The sequence below is a fragment of the Pseudomonas sp. WSY_20 genome, from assembly GCF_043104335.1.
In the GTDB taxonomy this organism is placed as follows: domain Bacteria; phylum Pseudomonadota; class Gammaproteobacteria; order Pseudomonadales; family Pseudomonadaceae; genus Aquipseudomonas; species Aquipseudomonas parafulva_B.
In genome coordinates this window covers 110,516-130,326 of sequence record NZ_JBICKP010000046.1, presented here as the reverse complement: position 1 = coordinate 130,326, position 19,811 = coordinate 110,516, and the positions used below count along the sequence as shown (strand labels likewise).

The 19,811-nt window shown below is 61.7% G+C and carries 18 protein-coding genes, 1 tRNA gene and 1 pseudogene; 12 read left to right on the top strand and 8 right to left on the bottom strand.

The genetic code is table 11. The annotated features are described in order from the left end of the window. From ACF8E5_RS12365 to pdxB, 3 genes are all read left to right on the top strand, one after another. Positions 1-241, top strand: a 241-nt coding sequence (locus tag ACF8E5_RS12365) for a hypothetical protein (protein WP_392475353.1), incomplete at its 5' end; no start/stop codon positions are given. Between the two features lie 79 nt (positions 242-320). After that, positions 321-563: a sulfurtransferase TusA gene (gene tusA / locus ACF8E5_RS12360; RefSeq protein ID WP_058605718.1), complete on the top strand. Its 243-nt coding sequence runs from the start codon at positions 321-323 to the stop codon at positions 561-563. A gap of 60 nt (positions 564-623) precedes the next feature. Next, the gene (gene pdxB / locus ACF8E5_RS12355) at positions 624-1,766 is read left to right on the top strand and encodes a 4-phosphoerythronate dehydrogenase PdxB (RefSeq protein WP_058639958.1); all 1,143 of its coding nucleotides are present in this window, start codon (positions 624-626) and stop codon (positions 1,764-1,766) included. A gap of 74 nt (positions 1,767-1,840) precedes the next feature. Here the strand turns inward: pdxB and ACF8E5_RS12350 are convergent, their stop codons facing one another. Further along, positions 1,841-2,014, bottom strand: a complete 174-nt coding sequence (locus ACF8E5_RS12350; protein WP_165919263.1) for a PA1571 family protein — start codon at positions 2,012-2,014, stop codon at positions 1,841-1,843. Positions 2,015-2,228: 214 nt separating this feature from the next. Between ACF8E5_RS12350 and ACF8E5_RS12345 the strand changes: the two genes are divergently transcribed. Then, positions 2,229-3,989 (top strand): ABC transporter transmembrane domain-containing protein, encoded by a 1,761-nt coding sequence (locus ACF8E5_RS12345; RefSeq protein ID WP_392475351.1) that lies wholly within the window; start codon positions 2,229-2,231, stop codon positions 3,987-3,989. Between the two features lie 86 nt (positions 3,990-4,075). On the opposite strand, the gene ACF8E5_RS12340 is transcribed toward ACF8E5_RS12345, so the two are convergent. Both ACF8E5_RS12340 and ACF8E5_RS12335 read right to left on the bottom strand, forming a co-directional pair. Next, positions 4,076-4,152 (bottom strand) — tRNA-Pro (locus tag ACF8E5_RS12340). Positions 4,153-4,233: 81 nt separating this feature from the next. Beyond that, entirely contained in the window at positions 4,234-4,455 is a 222-nt protein-coding gene (locus ACF8E5_RS12335; protein ID WP_023534255.1) for a YgdI/YgdR family lipoprotein, read from the bottom strand. A gap of 183 nt (positions 4,456-4,638) precedes the next feature. On the opposite strand from ACF8E5_RS12335, the gene moaB reads away from it, so the two are divergent. From moaB to yegS, 3 genes are all read left to right on the top strand, one after another. Then, entirely contained in the window at positions 4,639-5,178 is a 540-nt protein-coding gene (gene moaB, locus ACF8E5_RS12330; protein WP_144967426.1) for a molybdenum cofactor biosynthesis protein B, read from the top strand. Next, positions 5,162-6,388 (top strand): gephyrin-like molybdotransferase Glp, encoded by a 1,227-nt coding sequence (gene glp, locus ACF8E5_RS12325; protein WP_392475350.1) that lies wholly within the window; start codon positions 5,162-5,164, stop codon positions 6,386-6,388. Before moaB ends, glp begins: the two co-directional genes overlap by 17 nt. A 124-nt stretch (positions 6,389-6,512) precedes the next feature. Then, positions 6,513-7,400 carry a lipid kinase YegS gene (yegS, locus tag ACF8E5_RS12320; protein ID WP_058606173.1) on the top strand — a complete coding sequence of 296 codons (888 nt, stop codon included), beginning with the start codon at positions 6,513-6,515 and terminating at the stop codon, positions 7,398-7,400. Here yegS and ACF8E5_RS12315 read toward each other — a convergent pair. From ACF8E5_RS12315 to ACF8E5_RS12305, 3 genes and pseudogenes are all read right to left on the bottom strand, one after another. Further along, the gene (locus tag ACF8E5_RS12315; RefSeq protein ID WP_058639667.1) at positions 7,384-8,043 is read right to left on the bottom strand and encodes a response regulator transcription factor; all 660 of its coding nucleotides are present in this window, start codon (positions 8,041-8,043) and stop codon (positions 7,384-7,386) included. The genes yegS and ACF8E5_RS12315 overlap by 17 nt on opposite strands. Beyond that, a complete protein-coding gene (locus ACF8E5_RS12310; RefSeq protein WP_392475349.1) occupies positions 8,033-8,929 on the bottom strand; it encodes a sensor histidine kinase in 897 nt (298 codons plus the stop codon). Before ACF8E5_RS12310 ends, ACF8E5_RS12315 begins: the two co-directional genes overlap by 11 nt. A 404-nt stretch (positions 8,930-9,333) precedes the next feature. Beyond that, a pseudogene (locus ACF8E5_RS12305) lies at positions 9,334-9,741 on the bottom strand (histidine kinase); the annotation flags it as partial. A gap of 344 nt (positions 9,742-10,085) precedes the next feature. On the opposite strand from ACF8E5_RS12305, the gene ACF8E5_RS12300 reads away from it, so the two are divergent. Together ACF8E5_RS12300 and ACF8E5_RS12295 are read left to right on the top strand one after the other, a co-directional pair. Then, positions 10,086-11,021, top strand: coding sequence for a chemotaxis protein CheV (locus tag ACF8E5_RS12300; protein ID WP_058639664.1), 936 nt, complete (start codon positions 10,086-10,088; stop codon positions 11,019-11,021). Between the two features lie 55 nt (positions 11,022-11,076). Continuing rightward, positions 11,077-11,874 (top strand): MOSC domain-containing protein, encoded by a 798-nt coding sequence (locus tag ACF8E5_RS12295; protein WP_145257107.1) that lies wholly within the window; start codon positions 11,077-11,079, stop codon positions 11,872-11,874. 62 nt (positions 11,875-11,936) lie between these two features. On the opposite strand, the gene ACF8E5_RS12290 is transcribed toward ACF8E5_RS12295, so the two are convergent. Beyond that, the gene (locus tag ACF8E5_RS12290; protein ID WP_058639662.1) at positions 11,937-13,862 is read right to left on the bottom strand and encodes a transglycosylase SLT domain-containing protein; all 1,926 of its coding nucleotides are present in this window, start codon (positions 13,860-13,862) and stop codon (positions 11,937-11,939) included. 223 nt (positions 13,863-14,085) lie between these two features. Here ACF8E5_RS12290 and ACF8E5_RS12285 point away from each other — a divergent pair, with 223 nt between their 5' ends. Continuing rightward, entirely contained in the window at positions 14,086-16,011 is a 1,926-nt protein-coding gene (locus ACF8E5_RS12285; RefSeq protein WP_196185729.1) for an ATP-binding cassette domain-containing protein, read from the top strand. 116 nt (positions 16,012-16,127) lie between these two features. On the opposite strand, the gene ACF8E5_RS12280 is transcribed toward ACF8E5_RS12285, so the two are convergent. Then, positions 16,128-16,568, bottom strand: a complete 441-nt coding sequence (locus ACF8E5_RS12280) for a universal stress protein (protein ID WP_058606178.1) — start codon at positions 16,566-16,568, stop codon at positions 16,128-16,130. 110 nt (positions 16,569-16,678) lie between these two features. Here ACF8E5_RS12280 and ACF8E5_RS12275 point away from each other — a divergent pair, with 110 nt between their 5' ends. Together ACF8E5_RS12275 and fadB are read left to right on the top strand one after the other, a co-directional pair. Beyond that, entirely contained in the window at positions 16,679-17,116 is a 438-nt protein-coding gene (locus ACF8E5_RS12275; protein WP_058639660.1) for a hypothetical protein, read from the top strand. Between the two features lie 523 nt (positions 17,117-17,639). Next, complete coding sequence (gene fadB, locus ACF8E5_RS12270) at positions 17,640-19,787, top strand: fatty acid oxidation complex subunit alpha FadB (protein WP_058639659.1); 2,148 nt, start codon at positions 17,640-17,642, stop codon at positions 19,785-19,787. Positions 19,788-19,811 lie beyond the last annotated feature (24 nt).

The window sequence follows — 19,811 nt, the reverse complement described above, 5'->3', positions numbered from 1 at the left end:
AGCAACAGCAACAGCAACAGCAATAGGCATCGAGCATCTTATCCTGGCCGATACCACGAGCTGGAATGTCATGGTTATGTATTATAAAAAGAAAGGGTGGTATGAACTAGCAATGCCACACAACTTGCATCTTATAGAGATTGGCAACCTGTCTCATTTGTATGGGGTAATTTGCCTTGCACCGCACTCAAAAGCCAACGGATTCCGGGTAGAGGCGGTTTCGCCGGTCCTGCGCCCCTGAACCAGCGGGTCCCACAATAGCCCCACTTGGCCCGCATCCCTGGAATGCGCCACAATACCCATCATTTGCGGAGCCCTTCATGACCGACCTCACCCCCGATGCCACCCTCGACGCCACCGGCCTCAACTGCCCAGAGCCGGTGATGATGCTGCACCAGCACGTGCGCGCCCTCGCCGCCGGCGGCCTGCTGAAAGTCATCGCCACCGACCCCTCGACCCAACGCGACATCCCCAAGTTCTGTACCTTCCTGGGCCACCAACTGCTGGAACAACAGGAAGCCGCCGGCACCTTCCTCTACTGGATCCGCAAGAAAGCCGACTGAGCCGCTCTGGAACACGCTCCGCGTTGAGCCTACACTGCGTTCCCCAGACAGGAGAGCGCCATGCTGATAGTTGCCGACGAAAACATCCCTTTGCTCGATGCCTTCTTCCAAGGGTTTGGCGAGATTCGTCGCTATCCTGGGCGTAGCCTCGACGCCGCCAGCGTCCGGGAGGCCGACATCCTGCTGGTCCGCTCCGTGACCAAGGTCGATCGGCAACTGCTAGAAGGCAGTCGCGTGCGGTTCGTGGGTACCTGCACCATCGGCACCGATCACCTCGATCTCGACTACTTCGAACAAGCGGGTATCCGCTGGAGCAGTGCACCCGGTTGCAACGCCCGGGGTGTGGTGGACTATGTGCTGGGCAGCCTGCTGACCCTCGCTGACCTTGAGGGTGCATCACTGCCCGAGCGCGTCTACGGCGTGGTGGGTGCAGGCGAAGTAGGTGGGCGGCTGGTGGGCGTGCTACGCGCCCTGGGGTGGAAGGTAATGGTCTGCGATCCATTGCGCCAGGCCGCCGAAGGCGGTGACTACGTCGAGCTCGATACCCTGCTGCAAGCCTGCGATGTCATCAGCCTGCACACACCCCTCGAACGCGGTGGCCAGTACCCGACCTGGCACCTGCTAGGCCCTACAGAACTGGCGAAACTGCGCCCCGGCGCCTGGCTGATCAACGCCAGTCGAGGGGCAGTGGTGGATAATGGCGCATTACGCACGCTCCTGCAGCAGCGCGATGACCTGCACGCGGTGCTGGACGTGTGGGAAGGCGAGCCCCAGGTCGATCTGCGGTTGGCCGACCTGTGTACCGTCGCCACCCCCCACATCGCCGGCTATAGCCTCGATGGCCGTCAGCGTGGCACCGCCCAGATCTATCGCGCCTTGTGTCAACACCTGGGCGTGGATGAGCGCATTCAACTGGCCGACCTGTTGCCGCGCCCGCCAGTCGCGCAGATTGAGTTGGACGCTGAGGCCGATCTGCAATGGGCACTGGCCATGCTATGCCGCGCCGTCTACGATCCGCGCCGCGATGATGCCGATTTGCGCCGCAGCCTGAGCGAAGACGCGCAGCAGCAACGTGCGGCTTTCGACCTATTGCGCAAACACTATCCGCCACGCCGTGAAATCGAAGGGCTATCCGTGCGCATCCGTGGTAACTCGCCCCAGCTTGCGCAGCTGATTGACGCTATCGGAGCAAAAAGGGTCTGACGCTCGGGGTTGCCCCAGGGCAAAGCAGCACGCATAAAAAACCCGGCGCTTGCGCCGGGTCAGGAATAAGGTGATCAGTTTTTCTGCGAGCGCTCGACCCGGCTTTCTTCCAAGGCCTTGCAGGCCTGCTGGATCATCTGCTCGGTGATCGGTACCTCCCGCCCTTGGGCGTCGATTAGCGCGCCGCTTGCCTGGGGGGACGGTGCGTGACGAGGCGTGTGGTGTTCGCGGTCATGGTGCAAGCTCATGCAGGGTCTCCTCTTCAGATGACGTCTGGTATCAACCTTGCGCCTGGCAGATCGTCGACGCGGGTGCGGCGCAACCTGAGGCTGGGCCATAGTCCACCAGAGATGGCGAACAAGTGCCAGAGCGCGGTTAGAACAATAGGCTATAGCCGCGCCAGACAGTTCCGTGCTGCGGCATGAATGGTAGGCTGCATGTTCCGCCTTCAAGAGCAGATCCATGGCCTCTACAACTCCGCGCCCCAGCCGCGCTTTGCGCCTCGGTTGGCATTTTCTTCGCCCATATCGGCGGCGCCTGGTGCTGGCCTTGCTGGCACTGGTGGTGACTGCCGGCATCACCCTGTCCATGGGACAAGGCATCCGCCTGCTGGTGGATCAGGGGTTCATGACCGGTTCCGTCCATCAGCTCAACCAGACCCTTGGCCTCTTCCTGCTGCTGGTGCTGGCCCTGGCGGTAGGGACCTTCAGCCGGTTCTACCTCGTCTCCTGGATAGGTGAGCGGTGCGTGGCGGACATTCGCCGCGCCGTTTTTGACCATCTGCTCGAGCTTCATCCGGGTTTTTTCGAAGACAACCGCAGCTCGGAAATTCAGTCTCGGTTGACGGCCGACACCACGTTGCTGCAATCGGTGATTGGCTCTTCCCTGTCCATGTGCCTGCGTAATGCGCTGATGGTGGTGGGGGGTGTGGTCTTGCTGTTCATCACCAACCCGAAACTGACCAGCATCGTGGTCGTGGCATTGCCGGTGGTGCTGGCCCCGATCCTGCTGTTCGGTCGTCGTGTGCGCAGCCTCTCCCGCCAGAGCCAGGACCGGGTGGCAGATGTGGGTAGCTATGTGGCCGAAACCCTGGGCCAGATCAAGACCGTGCAGGCCTACACTCATCAAGCCCACGACCGGGCACTGTTCGCCGAGACGGTGGAGTCGGCATTTGCAGTGGCCCGCCAGCGCATTGCGCAGCGGGCCTGGCTGATTACCGTGGTGATCGTGCTGGTGCTGGGCGCTATCGGCGCAATGCTGTGGGTCGGCGGCCTGGACGTTATCGCCGGACGTATGTCGGGGGGTGAGTTGGCGGCGTTCGTGTTCTACAGCCTGGTAGTGGGCAGTGCGTTCGGCACACTCAGCGAGGTGATTGGCGAGCTCCAGCGTGCTGCTGGAGCAGCAGAGCGCATAGCCGAATTACTGGCTGCGCAAAGCCAGATTCTGGCGCCGCCCAGTGCGCGGCTGCTGGCGGGAGGCCGTGCACGGGGCTGCCTGACGTTGCAGCGCGTGGTGTTTGCCTATCCCTCGCGACCCGAGCACAAGGCTATCGATGACCTGAGCCTGGCCATCCAGGCAGGCCAGACGCTTGCATTGGTCGGTCCCTCCGGTGCGGGTAAATCCACCCTGTTCGACCTGCTTATGCGCTTCTATGACCCTCAGCACGGGCAGATTCTGCTCGATGACCACCCCATCGACCAACTCGACCCCGACCACCTTCGCCAGCAGTTTGCATGGGTCGCACAGCAACCGGCACTGTTTCGAGGTACGGTGGCGGACAACATTGCCTATGGACGCCCTGGTGCTTGCCTGGCCGACATCGAAGCTGCCGCGCGCGCAGCCCATGCCGACGGGTTCATACGCCAGTTGCCGCAGGGCTACCAGACTCGCCTGGGGGAGGGCGGGGTGGGTTTATCCGGTGGGCAGCGCCAACGGTTGGCGATTGCCCGTGCGTTGCTGGTGGATGCCCCGATCCTGCTGCTTGACGAGGCGACCAGCGCGCTCGACGCTCACAGTGAGCACCTGATCCAGCAAGCTTTGCCGCGCCTGATGGCGGGGCGGACAACGGTGGTGATCGCGCACCGTTTGGCCACGGTACAACACGCCGACCGCATTGCCGTGGTCGACCAAGGCAAAGTGGTCGCCACTGGGACCCACAGTGAGCTGATTGAAGCCAGCCCGTTGTATGCACGGCTGGCAGCGCTGCAATTTACGTCCGCTTGAAAGGCTGGCCGGCTGGTGCGCGATGCAGGTACGAGCCTGAATCGTGAACAACAAAAAACCCGCACAAGGCGGGTTTTTTTAGGATTTGGTCGGAGAGACAGGATTCGAACCTGCGGCCTTCTCGTCCCGAACGAGACGCGCTACCTGGCTGCGCTACACTCCGATGAACAAAATCCTACTGCATCCGAAATTTGCCCGCAAGTCCTTGTAAAAGAACGAAGCTTTGGCCAACTCGGATGGGCTATCAGAGTTCTTTGACGGTGCGAATCTGGTCTTTATTCAGACGCATGCGCTTGCCATCGAGCTGCTCGAACTCGTAGAAGCCGGAATCTTCATCATAGGACGGCTTGTCCACCGCCTGGATTTCGCGACCGTCGTTCAAGGTGATGACGGTTGGGGTCGAGCAACCGGCCAGGGCAGCCAGGCCCAGGGCGAGCATAAAGGCGGGAAGGGTCCGTTTGATCATCGTGTTTCTCCAGTGCGATGGTGCAAGATGACTGTTAAGACGCGGGACGTTAGTGCAAGTTCCTTGCGCGTGCAGCATAACGGCATTCGCTCGGCGCGATCCAGTGAAGACAGCGCTCCCCACGCCAGCGGGGGTGCCCTGTGATATAACTGCCGTCATTGCCATTACCAGTGACCGATACCTATGAAAGCCTCGGCAGACACCCCGTTCGTTCCTCTCAATATCGCCGTGCTCACGGTCAGCGACACCCGCACGTTCGACAACGATACATCGGGCCAAGTCTTCGTAGACCGACTGACAGCGGCGGGCCACCGGCTCGCCCAACGCGCACTGCTCAAGGATGATCTCTACAAGATCCGCGCCCAGGTCGCGACCTGGATCGCCGATGACACCGTGCAGGTGGTGCTCATTACCGGCGGTACCGGTTTTACCGGACGTGACAGTACCCCCGAGGCGGTTACTTGCCTGCTCGACAAGCAGGTCGACGGCTTTGGCGAGCTGTTCAGGCAGATCTCCGTGGCGGATATCGGTACCTCGACCGTGCAATCGCGGGCGCTGGCAGGGTTGGCCAACGGTACCCTGGTGTGTTGCCTGCCCGGCTCGACCAATGCGGTGCGCACCGGTTGGGACGGTATCCTGGCCGAACAGCTCGATGCACGGCACCGTCCCTGCAATTTCGTCGCCCATCTGAAGCAGGCGGCGGCCTGTGAAAGCCGTGGCTGAGGCCGTGCAGCCCAGGCCACTGATGCCGGTGGAACAGGCCCTCGAGCAATTGCTGGCCTTGGCAGATGCCGCGCCGATTCGCGACACCGAGCGCGTGGCGTTGGCCGAGGCACAAGGCCGAGTGCTGGCCAGTGCCCTGGTGGCTTCGCTGGATCTGCCGCCTTGGCCCAACAGCGCAATGGACGGCTATGCCCTGCGCCGGGCCGACTGGCAGGGGGCGCCGCTGCCGGTCAGCCAGAGAATCTTCGCCGGCCACGCACCTGGCCCACTGCAGCCTGGCACCTGTGCGCGGATCTTCACGGGTGCACCGGTTCCCGAAGGCGCCGACTGCGTGGAGATGCAGGAAAATACCCAGGTTCATGCCAATGGCCATGTGCAGTTCCTGCACCCCCTCAAGGCGCTGCAGAACATTCGCCCGCAAGGACAGGAAACCCGCAAGGGTGAGCAGGTGCTCGACGCCGGCACGCGTCTTGGGCCAATCGAGTTGGGCTTGGCCGCCACCCTGGGTCATGGTCAGCTCGATGTGGTACGCAGGGTGCGGGTGGCAGTGCTGTCGACTGGGGATGAACTGGTCGAGCCAGGGCTGCCGCTGGGGCCTGGGCAAATCTACAACAGCAATCGTCGCTTGCTGGTGAGTTGGTTGCAGCGCCTGGGATGCGACGTCACCGACGCCGGTATCCTGCCTGATGACTTGGCCCGTACCCGCGCGAGCCTGGCTCAGTTGCAAGGGGTGGACCTGATCCTCTCGACAGGTGGCGTCTCGGTGGGCGAGGCCGATTATCTGGGCGCGGCCCTGCGCGAGGCCGGTGAGCTGGCCTTGTGGAAACTGGCGATCAAACCCGGCAAACCGTTGACCTTCGGTCACTTCCAGGGCGTGCCGGTGATCGGTCTGCCCGGTAACCCGGCCTCTACCCTGGTGACCTTCGGCCTGCTGGCGCGCCCCTACTTGTTGCGCCGTCAGGGTGTGATCGACGTCGCCCCGCTGCGCGTGTGCCTGCCCGCCGGTTTCGATTGGCCCAAAGCTGGGTCACGGCGTGAGTACCTGCGTGCGCGCATCGAGCAGGGCAAGGTGTGCCTTTACCCTAACCAGAGCTCTGGCGTGTTGCGCAGCGCAGTGTGGGCCGATGGGCTGGCCGAGGTGCAGGAGGGCACTACGCCTGGTCAAGGTGACCTCGTACCCTTCATTCCCTTCAGTGACCTACTCGGTTGACGCACGCCAGCGGCGCAGGCTCGCTCCAGTGCGCGAGCCCTGCGCCGCAATATTTGAACGACCGTGCAACAATTGGTAACGGCTAAGAGTCAAGATGCAGGTGGTCAATTATGGAGGCACCTACATGCAAGCGCGCAAGGCAATGCTGATTCTGCACGGCAAGCAAGCCATGAACGAAGACGTACGCACCGCCGTGCACGATCTGCGCGACACAGGCTGGGCATTGGACGTGCGCGTAACCTGGGAGGGCGGTGATGCCCAGCGCCTGGTCAAGGAGGCACTTGCCGCCGGTTACAGTCACATTGTCGCCGGCGGTGGTGACGGCACTTTGCGGGATGTGGCCGAAGCCATGGGCCTGGCGGGCACCGAAGCCAGCCTGGTGTTGCTGCCGCTTGGAACCGCCAACGACTTTGCCAAGGCGGCCGGTATTGCGCTGGAGCCTGCCCAGGCACTGGCGCTGCTCAATGAACCGGCGCAGGCAGTTGATCTTGGGCAAGTGGGCGAGCAACTGTTCCTTAACATGGCGACCGGCGGCTTTGGCAGCCAGGTCACAGCCAGTACGTCCGAAGACCTGAAGAAGTTGATGGGGGCCGCCGCCTACGTGTTCACCGGCTTGTCACGCTTCAGTGAACTGGAGGCAGCCTCGGTCGAGTTGAAAGGCCCGGATTTCCATTGGCAGGGTGAGTTGCTGGCGCTAGGGATCGGCAACGGTCGCCAAGCCGGGGGAGGGCAGGAGTTGTGTCCGGATGCGGTGGTAGATGACGGGTTGCTGGATGTTGCGATCCTGCCCAAGCCGCAGGAAGTGGTCGGCGCATTACGCGATTTGCTGGCAGGCGATGGGCTGTTCATTCGCACACGGTTGCCGTGGGTAGAGATCAACAGTCAACAGGGCCTTGATATCAACCTCGATGGCGAACCGCTCAAGGCGGACAGCCTGCGTTTCGAAGCGCGGCCCCAGGCTTTGCGCCTGCACCTGCCGCAAGGCTGTCCATTACTCAGTCATCGAGGCTGATGATCTTTTCGCGCACCGCGAACAGCACCAGCCCGGCGACGTCGTGAATTTGCAGACGTTTCATCACTTGCGAGCGATGGGTTTCGACTGTCTTGATCGACAGCCCCAGACCGTTGGCGATTTCGCGGGTGGACTTGCCGCGCACGATCAGGCGCAGAATCTCCAGCTGCCTGGCAGTCAGGTTGTGTCGCTCGCACGCCGGACGTCTGGCGGGTCTAGTATGACGCAAGGCCTGATTGATGACGGTGTGGGCAATGGCCGGGCTTAGGTAGCGCTCCCCGTTGCGCACTGCGCTAAGCGCCTGCTCAAGTTCAGAGGCGCTGGTGTCCTTGAGCAGATACCCATGGGCACCACCCTCAAGGGCGCGCATGATCAACTCCGGGTCCGTGTGCATGGAGAGGATCAGCACCTTGCAGGCGCTGCCGCTGGCATTGAGCTGGGTCAGGGCGTCCAGCCCGCTGGTTGATCGCATGGAGAGGTCCAGCAGGATGATATCGGGCATCAACGTCCGCGCCTGATCCAGCAACTGCCCGCCATCGTCGGCCTCGCCGACTACCTCGTACCCGGGTATGTCACTGACCAGGGCGCGGACCCCCGCCCTTATCAACGAATGGTCATCCACCAGCAACAATCTACAGGTCATGGGTATCCACTCGGTCAGCGCGTTGCCGGCTACGGGGCGGCCAGGGGAACACGGCGTCGATGCGGGTGCCCTGGCCAACATCGCTGGTAATCTTCAAGCTGCCGTCAAGGGCAGTGACCCGCTCGAGCATGCCAGCCAGCCCACGCTGACTGGCAAGGTGCGGGTCTCTGGCAGGCTTGAAGCCGCAGCCATCGTCCTCGATCGACAACGCCAGGCCCAGCTCCGTACGCCGTAGGTGGATGACGAGATTGCGCGCCCCAGCGTGGCGCAACATGTTGGTCACCGCCTCCTGGGTGATGCGAAACACTGCCATTGCGACATTTTCGGCAATGCCCCCAAGGCGTTGCTTGCAAGACAGGCTCCATTGCACGCTGCTACCGTCCAAGGTCCGCAGCAAGTGCGCGCGCAGGCTGGCCTCAAGACCAAGGCTGGCCAGCTGACGGGGGTTGAGCAGGGCAGAAACGTCGCGCACAGCGCTCAACGTATCGTCCAGCGTGGCATGCAAGGCATCGCAATGCCCCTGCACATCCCCGGGCGTTCGCCGCTGCAGCCATTGCAGCTGCAATTTCGCAGCGGTCAGCAGCTGGCCGATGTCGTCATGAAGCTCCCGGCTCAGGTGCTGGCGTTCATCTTCTTGCACTTTTAGCAGGCGCTCGGCAAGTTCCGCAGGGCGCAAGCTGATCGAGCGCGCTCCCATACGCAGTTGCACGGCGGCGACCAGTACACCGGTCAGCTGCAGCAACACCAGGCTGATGGGTACGGGGCGCTCAGTCAGGTGCAACACCAGGCAGGCGATGCAGGAAACCACACTGATGCCTGCCGTGGCCCAGCACAGCCTGGTGTACGGGGGGCTACAACGAAAAGAGGTCATCAAGCGTGGGAACATAGGTAGGGGAGCCGCTGAAGTATTGCTGATGGGGGCCTTGCACATTACTGCTCAGAAGCTTTTGCGCCGTACTTTCGATGTTTTTTCGACCACGTTTCATTCAACCTTGTGTCAAGTTGAAGCGTTTCGGTGGGGCATACTACCACCTTGAATACCCGAGGTCGCCGCCGAAGACGACTTCACCTAGCTAATTCTTATTGTTGTGAATTGCCCCATAGCGGCGCCTGACTTGCTTGTCTGAGGCTATTTCCTACAACTTTGTAAATTAAAGCTACAACTTTCCAGTTTCGCCAAAGTTGCACTTCTGGCATGCAACTGCAGGGTGGCAAATTGCCCTACGGTTTGTCGCCAAGGTCGGGCTCTTGGCGGTCATGCGCTGCACCGTCACCTGTTAACCAGGCTTATGCCAGAGAAGATCGAACCGCCCTGGCCAGTTCGCCCAGCAACACAAATTGTTCTCCAGCGTCCAGGTCCAGCCGCCCCGTGTGTGCGTCCAGTAGCTCGAGCTGCCAGGCCAGCAGCCTCAGGCATGCAGCAGTAGTACGCAGCGTGTCAAGATGCAGGCACGCGCCTTGGCAGCAGGGTGCCAGTATCTGCTGAAAGGAAGTAGTGAAGTGGGCCACTTCAAGCAGCCCCAAACGCTGTGCGTCATGTGCCAAGTCGCTTAACGCAGCGTCCAGACACCTGCAGGCATCAGGGTCATTTTCGATGAGCTCAAGATGCTGCAAGCAGTCCTCTGCTCTGTGGAGGCGCTTCTGAGCCTTCTCGCGAAAACCTTCAAGCGCCTCCGAGAAGGGTAAGGCACTGTCCATCATGGCGCCTCCATGGGCAGGACAGGCGATAGAGACGGGCACGCCGTTACGATAGCTAGCAAAGCCTGACTCCATTCATGCAGTGAGAATGGCGTCACATTAATGGCTAAAAGATAGAGCGAACATCAGGTTGTACCTGAGTGCCGCTAGGGGTTTCCCTGATAGGCAAGAAAAAAACGGAACTTTTCAGCCCGTGGGAGTGGTATTAGGAAACCCGTTAAGCATGCTGTTAAAGTGACATCAAATAAGGGGGGTGTAGCGTTTACTAGGGGTCAAGATGCTACGCCAACTGCCGATACACACACAATCGCGCATATTTTCGACATGAGCCTGGGGGCTTACCAATGGCTGGCATTCTCGACACGGTAGACCAACGCACACAACTGGTAGGTGAGAACCGGCTGGAAATCCTGATGTTCCGGCTGGCTGGGCGTCAGCTTTTCGCAATCAACGTCTTCAAGGTGCAGGAGGTGTTACAGCTGCCCAAGCTGACCCTGATGCCGCAGCGCCACGCGTTCGTCTGCGGCGTGGTCAACCTGCGAGGCCAGACCCTCCCGGTCATCGACCTGTCCCAGGCAATCGGCATGCGCCCCATTCAGCCAGGCCCTGACAGCACCATCATCGTCACTGAATACAACCGCTCGGTGCAGGCGTTTCTGGTGGGCGGGGTCGACCGCATCGTCAACCTCAACTGGGAGTCCATCATGCCGCCACCGACCAGTGCCGGCCGTCAGCATTACCTGACCGCCATCACCAAGGTGGACGACAAGCTGGTAGAGGTGATCGATGTGGAAAAGGTGCTCGCCGAAATCGTGCCTTACAACGCTCGCGTTTCGGGCGAGAAGTTGGCCGATCCGGTTCTGGCAAGGGCACGTGGTCGCGAGGTGCTGCTGGTGGACGATTCCAGCGTGGCCCTGGCCCAGTTGCGCGACACGCTCTCGCAGTTGGGGATGAAACTGCACGTTGCCAGTGATGGCCTCAAGGCGTTGCGCATGCTCAAGGCTTGGGCCGATGCCGGGGAGGACATGTGCGAAAAGCTATTGATGATCTTCACGGATGCTGAAATGCCGGAAATGGACGGTTATCGCCTGACAACCGAGATCCGCGAGGATGCGCGCCTGCGTAAGCTGTACGTCGTACTGCACACGTCGTTGTCGGGCAGCTTCAACGAATCCATGGTCAAGAAGGTGGGTTGCGACAATTTTCTGTCCAAGTTTCAGCCTGATCGCCTGGTCGATGTGGTCAAGCAGCGCCTGTTGCTGGACAACACCAACGCGTGATCGCGCGCCCTGCCGGGTATAAGCTGACGTTTTTGTGAATTATGAGGCGGCAGGGATGTTTCTCAGCAAGCTCTATCGGTATCCGGTCAAGTCAGGGCGGGCACAATGCCTGCAAGCCTCTCCCGTGGGTCTGCTTGGACTGGAAGGAGACCGTCGCTGGATGCTGGTGGAGGAAGAAAACGGGCGCTTCCTGACCCAGCGTGCCTGGCCGCAGCTCGGGCAGCTCGAAGCAGTGGAGTCACGCGGGGCACTGTTGCTGCGGGCGCCTGGGCAAGTGCCGCTGAATGTGGTGGCCCCAGCCGAGGATGCCCCGCTGCGAGGGGTGACCTTGTGGCGCGACACCTTGCGCGTGCCGGATGCCGGCGATGAGGCCGCCGCCTGGCTCAGTGGCTGGCTAGGCAAACCGGTGAGGTTGGTCTACTGCCCGCAGCAGCGGGCCAGGTACCTGCCCAATGGCTATGGCACCGACCGTGACCGTGCCGCCTTTCCCGACGGTTTCCCGTTGTTGCTCATTGGCCAGGGGTCGCTCGATGAGCTCGATCGCCGTATCGGCCGGCCCATGGACATGCTGCGGTTCAGGCCCAACCTGGTGGTTCAAGGGGCCGAGGCTTTTGCAGAGGATGGCTGGAAACGCATTCGCATCGGCACGGTGGAGTTCCGTGTTCTAAAGCCAAGCGTGCGCTGTATTTTCACCACCATCGACCCTGCTACAGGGGAGCGCAGCCCTGACCGTGAGCCCATGACCACGCTTCGCACGTTCCGGGAAAAGGAAGGGGACATACTGTTTGGGCAAAACCTGGCCGCCGATGGCAGCGGGCACCTGGAAGTTGGCATGAAGGTGCAGGTGCTCTGAGTCGCCGGGCAGCTGGACGCCGGTGTGACCGGCGCCCAGGCTTGATCAGCCGGCAGTGGCCCTTACATGTCGTCGAAGTAGCGCTCGTGCCAGTCCACCAGAGGTTGTGGCATGTTGAGCTTCTGCCCGTAGATCACCGAGTAGGACAGCACGTTCTGAACGTACTGACGGGTTTCATCGAACGGAATGGACTCGACCCACACGTCGAAGCTCAGGTGCTTGGCACCTTTGAGCCATTGCCGCACGCGGCCTGGGCCTGCGTTGTAAGCCGCTGACGCCAGTACTCGGTTGCCGTTGAACTGGCTGTGCACTTGGCTGAGGTAGGCGGCCCCCAGCTGGATGTTCTTGTCCGGGTTCAGGACCTGTGCGGGCGATGCCAGTGGGATGCTGAACTTGCGCGCCGTTTCTTTGGCTGTAGCAGGCATCAACTGCATGAGCCCGCTGGCGCCCACGGGGGAGCGAGCATCTTCCATGAAGGCGCTTTCCTGACGGGTGATTGCGAACACCCAGCTTGAATGCAGGCCGCGCACCTTGGCTTCGCGTACCAGGGTGTCGCGGTGCGCCATGGGGAAGCGCACATCCAGGTCATCCCAGTACTTGGCCTGGCTGATGGTGCGAATGGCCGGGAAATACCAGCGCAACTCGTAACCCAGGCGCGCCTGGGCAACCATTTCGTCGCGGTTGAAGTGACGGCTAACGTGATACCACTCGCGGCGACCTTCGACGATCTGACCGCGAGCATGGAATTCAAGGGCGCGTTGGATGCCAGGGGTGTTGCGCACTTTCTTGACCAGCTGTGGGCTGAGCACCAGGGGCTTGTTGTTCAGCTGGTAAGGGGCTTGCGCACGGTCCGCAGCCAGGAAGCCATAGAAATCACGCTCGCGGGCAACGGCCTTGTACAGCTGCGGGACTTGCGGATTCTTCGGCTGTGCCAGCTCCAGGCTGCGCGCCTGCCAGTACTTCCAGCGACTGCTCTGGGCCAGGTCGCCGCTCAGGCGCTTGGTGAGCGCGTAGGCGTCTTCCCAGCGGCCCAGGCGCAGCAACAGGCGCAAGCGCCATTCACTGACGGTGTCGTCCCGCAGCTCCGGGTCGTAGCGGGTCATCAGGTCAAGCGCGCGCGGGTCATAGCGCCGGGCCAGGGTCAGGCCGATCTCGCGGGCAATGGCCACTTTTTCATCGCGGGAAAAGTGCATGCGCTGGGCGTAGTCGTCAAGCAGCCCCATGGCGCGCTCCGGGTCCTGCCGTGCAAGGCGGCGCAGGCCGAGGCTGACGACGTCCGAGGTGGCCTCGTCGGCCTGGGTGAAGCGTGATGGCTGGTTGAGCAGTTCGGGTTTCTGCGCCACATCGATCAGCAGGCGGCCTTGTGGCGCCAGCGTGGTCAGGGTCTTGACCAAGTTCTCGGCCAGGCCGTAGTTGCGCGCCTGGGCAGCAAGCTTGGCCCGTTCCCAGCGTTTGCCCTCCGTGAGTTGCCCCTCTGCGGCCCACATGGCGAACAACGGGTCGCAGGCAGCAGGCTGGGACTTGCCCACCGACCACAGCTTGTCTGCCGTGGCAAAGCCTTCGGTGCGCATCCCGTGGCTAAGCTGGTACTGGCCGTTCAGGCAATCGAGCTCGGTGAAGTTGAGCTTGGGATCGTAGTAGTTGGCGAAGGTCTGCCACTCGCCGCGTTCGGCCAGCCAGCGCAACCAGCGCAGTTTCATCCAGTTGGCTTGCGGCAGATCGCCATGCTTGGCCAGGAAACCCTCGATCTCCTCGTTGCTGGCAGATTTCAGGCGCGCGGTCAGTTCGTCATAGGCCAGGTAAGGTGTCAGCGGATAGTCGCTCAACGCCTGGGCATAGCGCAGGTACGGGCCCTTGTCGCCCTTGGCCAGCGCACGCTTGGCTTCATCGTAGTATTGACGTTGCACGGTGATGTCGGTGGCCTGGGCCGCGCCGGTGGCAGCGGTGAGCAACAGGCATGAAGCAATTTGTAACAGGCGGCTGCGCATGATACGTCCGGGCAGTTGAACCATGGGAAAGTGGCGGCTGGGCCAGCACTGTTGGGAACGATGGCCCTAGCTTAGCCGTTTGCGGATGACAGGTGAAAGCACTGTGCTTGTATCGGGATATTAAGTTCGACCGGATGTCGCCGTGGGTGGCAGGCGCTGGCCTTGCGGATGTCGGCGCAGGGCCAACTCAGGTAGAATGCGCGCCCGATTTATGGAGACGAACATGACCCTGCTCAAATTCAGCGATGTGTCCCTCGCATTCGGCGCCATGCCGCTGCTGGACAAGGTGTCCTGGCAGATCGCTCGTGGCGAGCGGGTGTGCATCATCGGCCGCAACGGCACCGGCAAGTCGAGCATGCTGCGCCTGGTCAAGGGCGAGCAGAAAGGCGATGACGGCGACATCTGGCGCGCCCCTGGGCTGAAGATCGGCGAGTTGCCCCAGGAACTGCCATTGGCCGACGAGCGCACGGTGTTCGACGTGGTGGCGGCAGGCCTGGATGGCGTTGGCGAGCTGTTGGCACAGTTTCATCACCTGAGTCAGAACATCCAGGGCGATGAAGACCTGGAAAAGCTGATGCACGTGCAGCACGAGCTGGAGGCCCGCGATGGCTGGCGCCTGCAGCAGGTGGTTGAAAGCACCCTGAGCCGCCTGCAGTTGCCGGCGGACAAGACCTTGGCGGAGTTGTCCGGCGGCTGGCGCCGTCGTGTATTGCTGGCCCAGGCACTGGTGTCCGAGCCCGACCTGTTGCTGCTCGACGAACCGACCAACCACCTGGACATCGGTGCCATCGCCTGGCTTGAGGAAGCACTGCGCGGGTTCAACGGCGCTGTGTTGTTCATCACCCACGACCGATCCTTCCTGCAGAACCTGGCCACCCGCATCCTCGAGCTCGACCGAGGCGGCCTGATCGACTGGAACGGCGACTACGCCAGTTTCCTGGTGCACAAGGAGGCCGCGCTGGCCGCCGAGGAAACCGCCAACGCCCTGTTCGACAAACGCCTGGCCCAGGAAGAGGTGTGGATCCGCCAAGGCATCAAGGCCCGTCGCACCCGTAACGAGGGCCGCGTGCGGGCACTCAAGGCGCTGCGCGTTGAGCGCGGCGAGCGCCGGGAGCGGCAGGGCAAGGCCAACATCCAGATCGAGGCGGCCGACAAGTCGGGCAAACAGGTCATGGTGCTCGAGCACGTCAGCTTCTCGCACCCGGACGGGCCGATGCTGGTCAAGGATTTTTCCATGGTGCTGCAGCGCCAGGACCGTATCGGTCTGCTGGGGGCCAACGGCACCGGCAAGACCACCTTGCTCAAGCTGATGCTGGGTGATCTGGAGCCCACGTCGGGCAAGATCGAACGCGGCACCAAGCTTGAAGTCGCCTATTTCGACCAGATGCGCCATCAGCTGGACCTGGAAAAGACCGTCATCGATAACCTCGCCGAAGGCCGTGACTTCATCGAGATCGAGGGGCAGAGCCGGCATGTGCTGAGCTACCTGGGTGACTTCCTGTTCAGCCCGCAGCGGGCCCGCACCCCGGTCAAGGCATTGTCCGGCGGCGAGCGTGCGCGTCTGCTGCTGGCCAAGCTGTTCAGTAAGCCGGCCAACCTCTTGGTGCTCGACGAACCCACCAACGACCTGGACGTGGAAACCCTCGAGTTGCTCGAAGAGGTGCTCTCCAACTACAAGGGTACCGTGCTGATGGTCAGCCACGACCGAGCGTTTCTCGACAACGTCGTGACCAGCACCCTGGTGTTCGAAGGCGATGGCCTGGTCCGCGAGTACGTGGGCGGTTACGAAGACTGGATTCGTCAGGGCGGTTCGCCAAAGCTGCTTGGGGTCACCGAGAGCAAGGGCGGCAAGTCGGCGCTCAACAGTGCGGTGGTGGAGAAGGTCGAGGCCAAGCCGCAAGCCGTCGCTGCGCCAGTGGTCGAGGAGTCGAAGAAAAAGCTCAGCTACAAGCTGCAGCGTGAGCTGGAGATGCTGCCAGGTCAGATCGACGCGCTGGAACAGCGCATGGCCCAGGCTCAGGAGGAGGTGAGCGCGGCCGGTTTCTATCAACGTCCGATCGCGGAGACGTCAGCGGTGCTGGCGAACATCGAGAAGCTGCAAGGTGAGCTCGATGCCCTGGTGGAACGCTGGGCCGAGTTGGAAGGCTAAGCAGACAGTGCGCTTAGGGCCTGCGCGTGGCGGGCGAGCCCGCTACCAGGTGCCGGAGGGAGGAGACAAACCCGAGGCACCTGGCGTTGCGGCTTGACGTGCCGCGATGGACAGGTTCAGTCCTTTTTCTGCAGTCGCACTGCCAGCACATCGCAGGGTGCGCCATGCAAAACGTCATTGGCCGTGGAGCCCAGTAGCAGCGCCAGGCCGTGGCGACCGTGGCTGCCCACGACGATCAGGTCGCATTTCTGGTCTTTGGCCAATTGATGAATTTCCTGACGGGGCTGTCCGTAAGTCAAGTGCGAGTCGCCGCGCTGAATGTCCGGATATTTGTTGAACAGGCGATCCATGCGTTCCTTGGCCTGGTCGAACTGCTGCTGTTGCAATTGCGACAGATCCATCGGCACGTCCCCGCCAAACGCCATGGCCATGGGTTCGACGATGTGCACCAGTGAGACCTTGGCGTTGGTTGGCTGGGCCAGCGCCATGGCGCGCTTGATCACAGGGTCGCATTCTTCCGTCAGGTCGACGGCGACCAGCAGATGTTGGTAGGTCATGAGCTCTACTCCAGGCAATCGCTATAGAAGAAGTATGGTCGCTTTCGGGCGGGTCATGCGTGAAAAATGGCTAACCAGCTCATTTGCAACGGTTTATGGGAACTACTGATATGACGGTATTGCTGGTGGTGTCAATCCTTGCGCTGATTCTCAGCCCGCTCTCCTGGTTGCGCAACTCGCGCAATCAGAGCGAGCAGATGCGCTTGCGCCTGGAGGCGCGGCGCATGGGTCTGGCCATGCAGCTGGCGCCTCAGCAGTGGCCGTACTGGTTGGAAAAGCAGCCGCCGAGCCCATGCCCGCAATATCATCGGGCCCGCAAGCGGGGGCATGTCGACAGCTTCAGCTTCTGGCAGATCAGCCCTGGCGTATGGTGCAACCAGTGGCGAGAACCTTGCGAAGACCCACGCTTCATGCAAGCGCTGGCCCGTCTGCCGGCAAGCGCCTACAAGGTCGAGGCCGATGCGCGGATGATAGCGCTCTACTGGACGGAGCGCGGAGATACGGCTGTATTGCAGGACGTTGCCTATGTGCTGGAGACACTGGCCTGACCCCAAAGGCACTCGGCGGGCTGTCCAAGACACCCTGAGATGCGGTGCAACGACACAGCGGCGATTCGGCGGTCCCTGACAGGGGCCTGCTCAATCGCCGCTTTGTCATTCTGCCTCAAGCGAAGGCGGGGCAGGCCAGTGAATTCATCGCGTCATGTGGGGGCTGGCGCTTGTGCCCGGATCAGCCAGACTGCAGAGCACGCCAAGGCTGACAAGGTTTGAAAATTGCCAGCATGAATGGGCAGCGATCAGCCCCATGATCGGTCGTGCCCGGCCTGTGGAAAGTGACCGCAAAGTCGGCTTTTCTGCCGTGGGTGCAGCATTTGACAATGCAGATCTTTTCGGAGAATGTGTGCACACCCAAATCAAACGGGCGTATGAATTGAGCGTTTGCATTGCACGTCACCATTCATGTGCTCGACTCGCGCGCTGACGGGTGTGCCTGGGGCAGGTGGCCATGATGGCTGCGATGCCGCAGCGATCGGCGTGTACAGTTCAGCTTCCATATCTTGGAGATCAGTTGATGATTTACGAAGGTAAAGCCATCACGGTTAAGGCTCTTGAAAGTGGCATCGTCGAGCTCAAGTTCGACCTCAAGGGTGAGTCCGTCAATAAGTTCAACCGCCTGACCCTGAGCGAGCTGCGCCAGGCTGTGGACGCCATCCAGGCCGATGCGTCGGTCAAGGGTGTCATCGTCAGCAGCGGCAAGGACGTGTTCATCGTTGGTGCCGACATCACCGAGTTCGTCGACAACTTCAAGTTGCCCGAGGCCGAATTGGTCGCCGGCAGCCTGGAAGCCAACCGTATCTTCAACGCATTCGAAGACCTTCAGGTGCCCACGGTTGCGGCCATCAACGGTATCGCCCTGGGCGGTGGCCTGGAGATGTGTCTGGCAGCCGACTACCGCATCATGGCCACCACCGCGCGCATCGGCCTGCCCGAAGTGAAACTGGGCATCTACCCAGGCTTTGGTGGCACCGTGCGCCTGCCGCGCCTGATCGGCTCGGACAATGCCGTCGAGTGGATCGCCGCGGGCAAGGAAAACAGTGCCGAAGACGCCCTGAAAGTGGGTGCCGTCGATGCTGTGGTCGCGCCTGAGTTGCTCATGGCCGGCGCTCTGGACCTGATCAAACGCGCCATCAGCGGCGAGCTGGACTACAAGGCCAAGCGCCAACCCAAGCTTGAAAAACTCAAGCTCAATGCCATCGAACAGATGATGGCCTTCGAAACCGCCAAAGGCTTCGTCGCTGGGCAGGCAGGCCCGAATTACCCAGCGCCTGTGGAGGCGATCAAGTCCATTCAGAAAGCGGCTAACTTCGGTCGTGACAAGGCACTGGAAATCGAAGCGGCGGGCTTTGCCAAGCTGGCCAAGACATCGGTCGCACAGAGCTTGATCGGCTTGTTCCTGAACGATCAGGAACTCAAGCGCAAGGCCAAGGCCCATGACGAGATTGCCCGTGACGTCAAGCAGGCGGCCGTGCTGGGCGCCGGTATCATGGGCGGTGGCATCGCCTATCAGTCGGCGGTCAAGGGCACCCCGATCCTGATGAAGGATATCCGCGAAGAGGCCATCGAGCTTGGGTTGAACGAAGCGTCCAAACTGCTGGGCAATCGGGTCGAGAAAGGTCGGCTGACACCGGCCAAGATGGCCGAGGCGCTCAATGCGATTCGCCCGACGCTGTCCTACGGTGATTTCGCCCACGTCGACATCGTGGTCGAGGCAGTGGTCGAAAACCCGAAGGTCAAGCAGGCCGTGCTTGCCGAGGTGGAAGGGCAGGTGAGGGAGGATGCGATCCTGGCATCCAATACCTCGACCATTTCCATCAATCTGCTGGCAAAAGCGTTGAAGCGCCCGGAAAACTTCGTGGGCATGCACTTCTTCAACCCGGTGCACATGATGCCGCTGGTGGAAGTGATTCGTGGCGAAAAATCCAGTGAAGCGGCAGTCGCCACCACCGTCGCCTACGCCAAGAAAATGGGCAAGAACCCGATCGTGGTCAACGACTGTCCAGGGTTTTTGGTCAACCGCGTCCTGTTCCCGTACTTCGGCGGCTTCGCCAGGCTGGTCAGCGCGGGGGTGGACTTCGTGCGCATCGACAAGGTCATGGAAAAATTCGGCTGGCCCATGGGCCCAGCGTACCTGATGGACGTGGTGGGCATCGACACCGGGCATCATGGCCGTGACGTCATGGCCGAGGGGTTCCCCGATCGTATGAAGGATGAGCGCCGCTCGGCCATCGACGCCTTGTACGATGCCAACCGCCTGGGCCAGAAAAACGGCAAGGGCTTCTACGCCTATGAAACCGACAAGCGCGGCAAGCCGAAAAAGGTCGCCGATGCCAGCGTGCTCGAGGTGCTCAAGCCCATCGTGTACGAGCAGCGTGAAGTCAGTGACGAGGACATCGTCAACTGGATGATGATCCCGCTGTGCCTGGAAACCGTGCGCTGCCTTGAAGATGGCATCGTCGAGACCGCCGCCGAGGCGGACATGGGCCTGGTCTACGGCATTGGCTTCCCACCCTTCCGCGGCGGTGCGCTGCGCTACATCGATACCCTGGGTGTAGCCGAATTCGTCGCCCTGGCCGATCGCTATGCCGACCTGGGACCGCTGTACCACCCGACCGCCAAGCTGCGTGAGATGGCCAAGACGGGCCAGCGCTTCTTCAACTGAGCGGTCAACGAGCTAGAGCGAGAG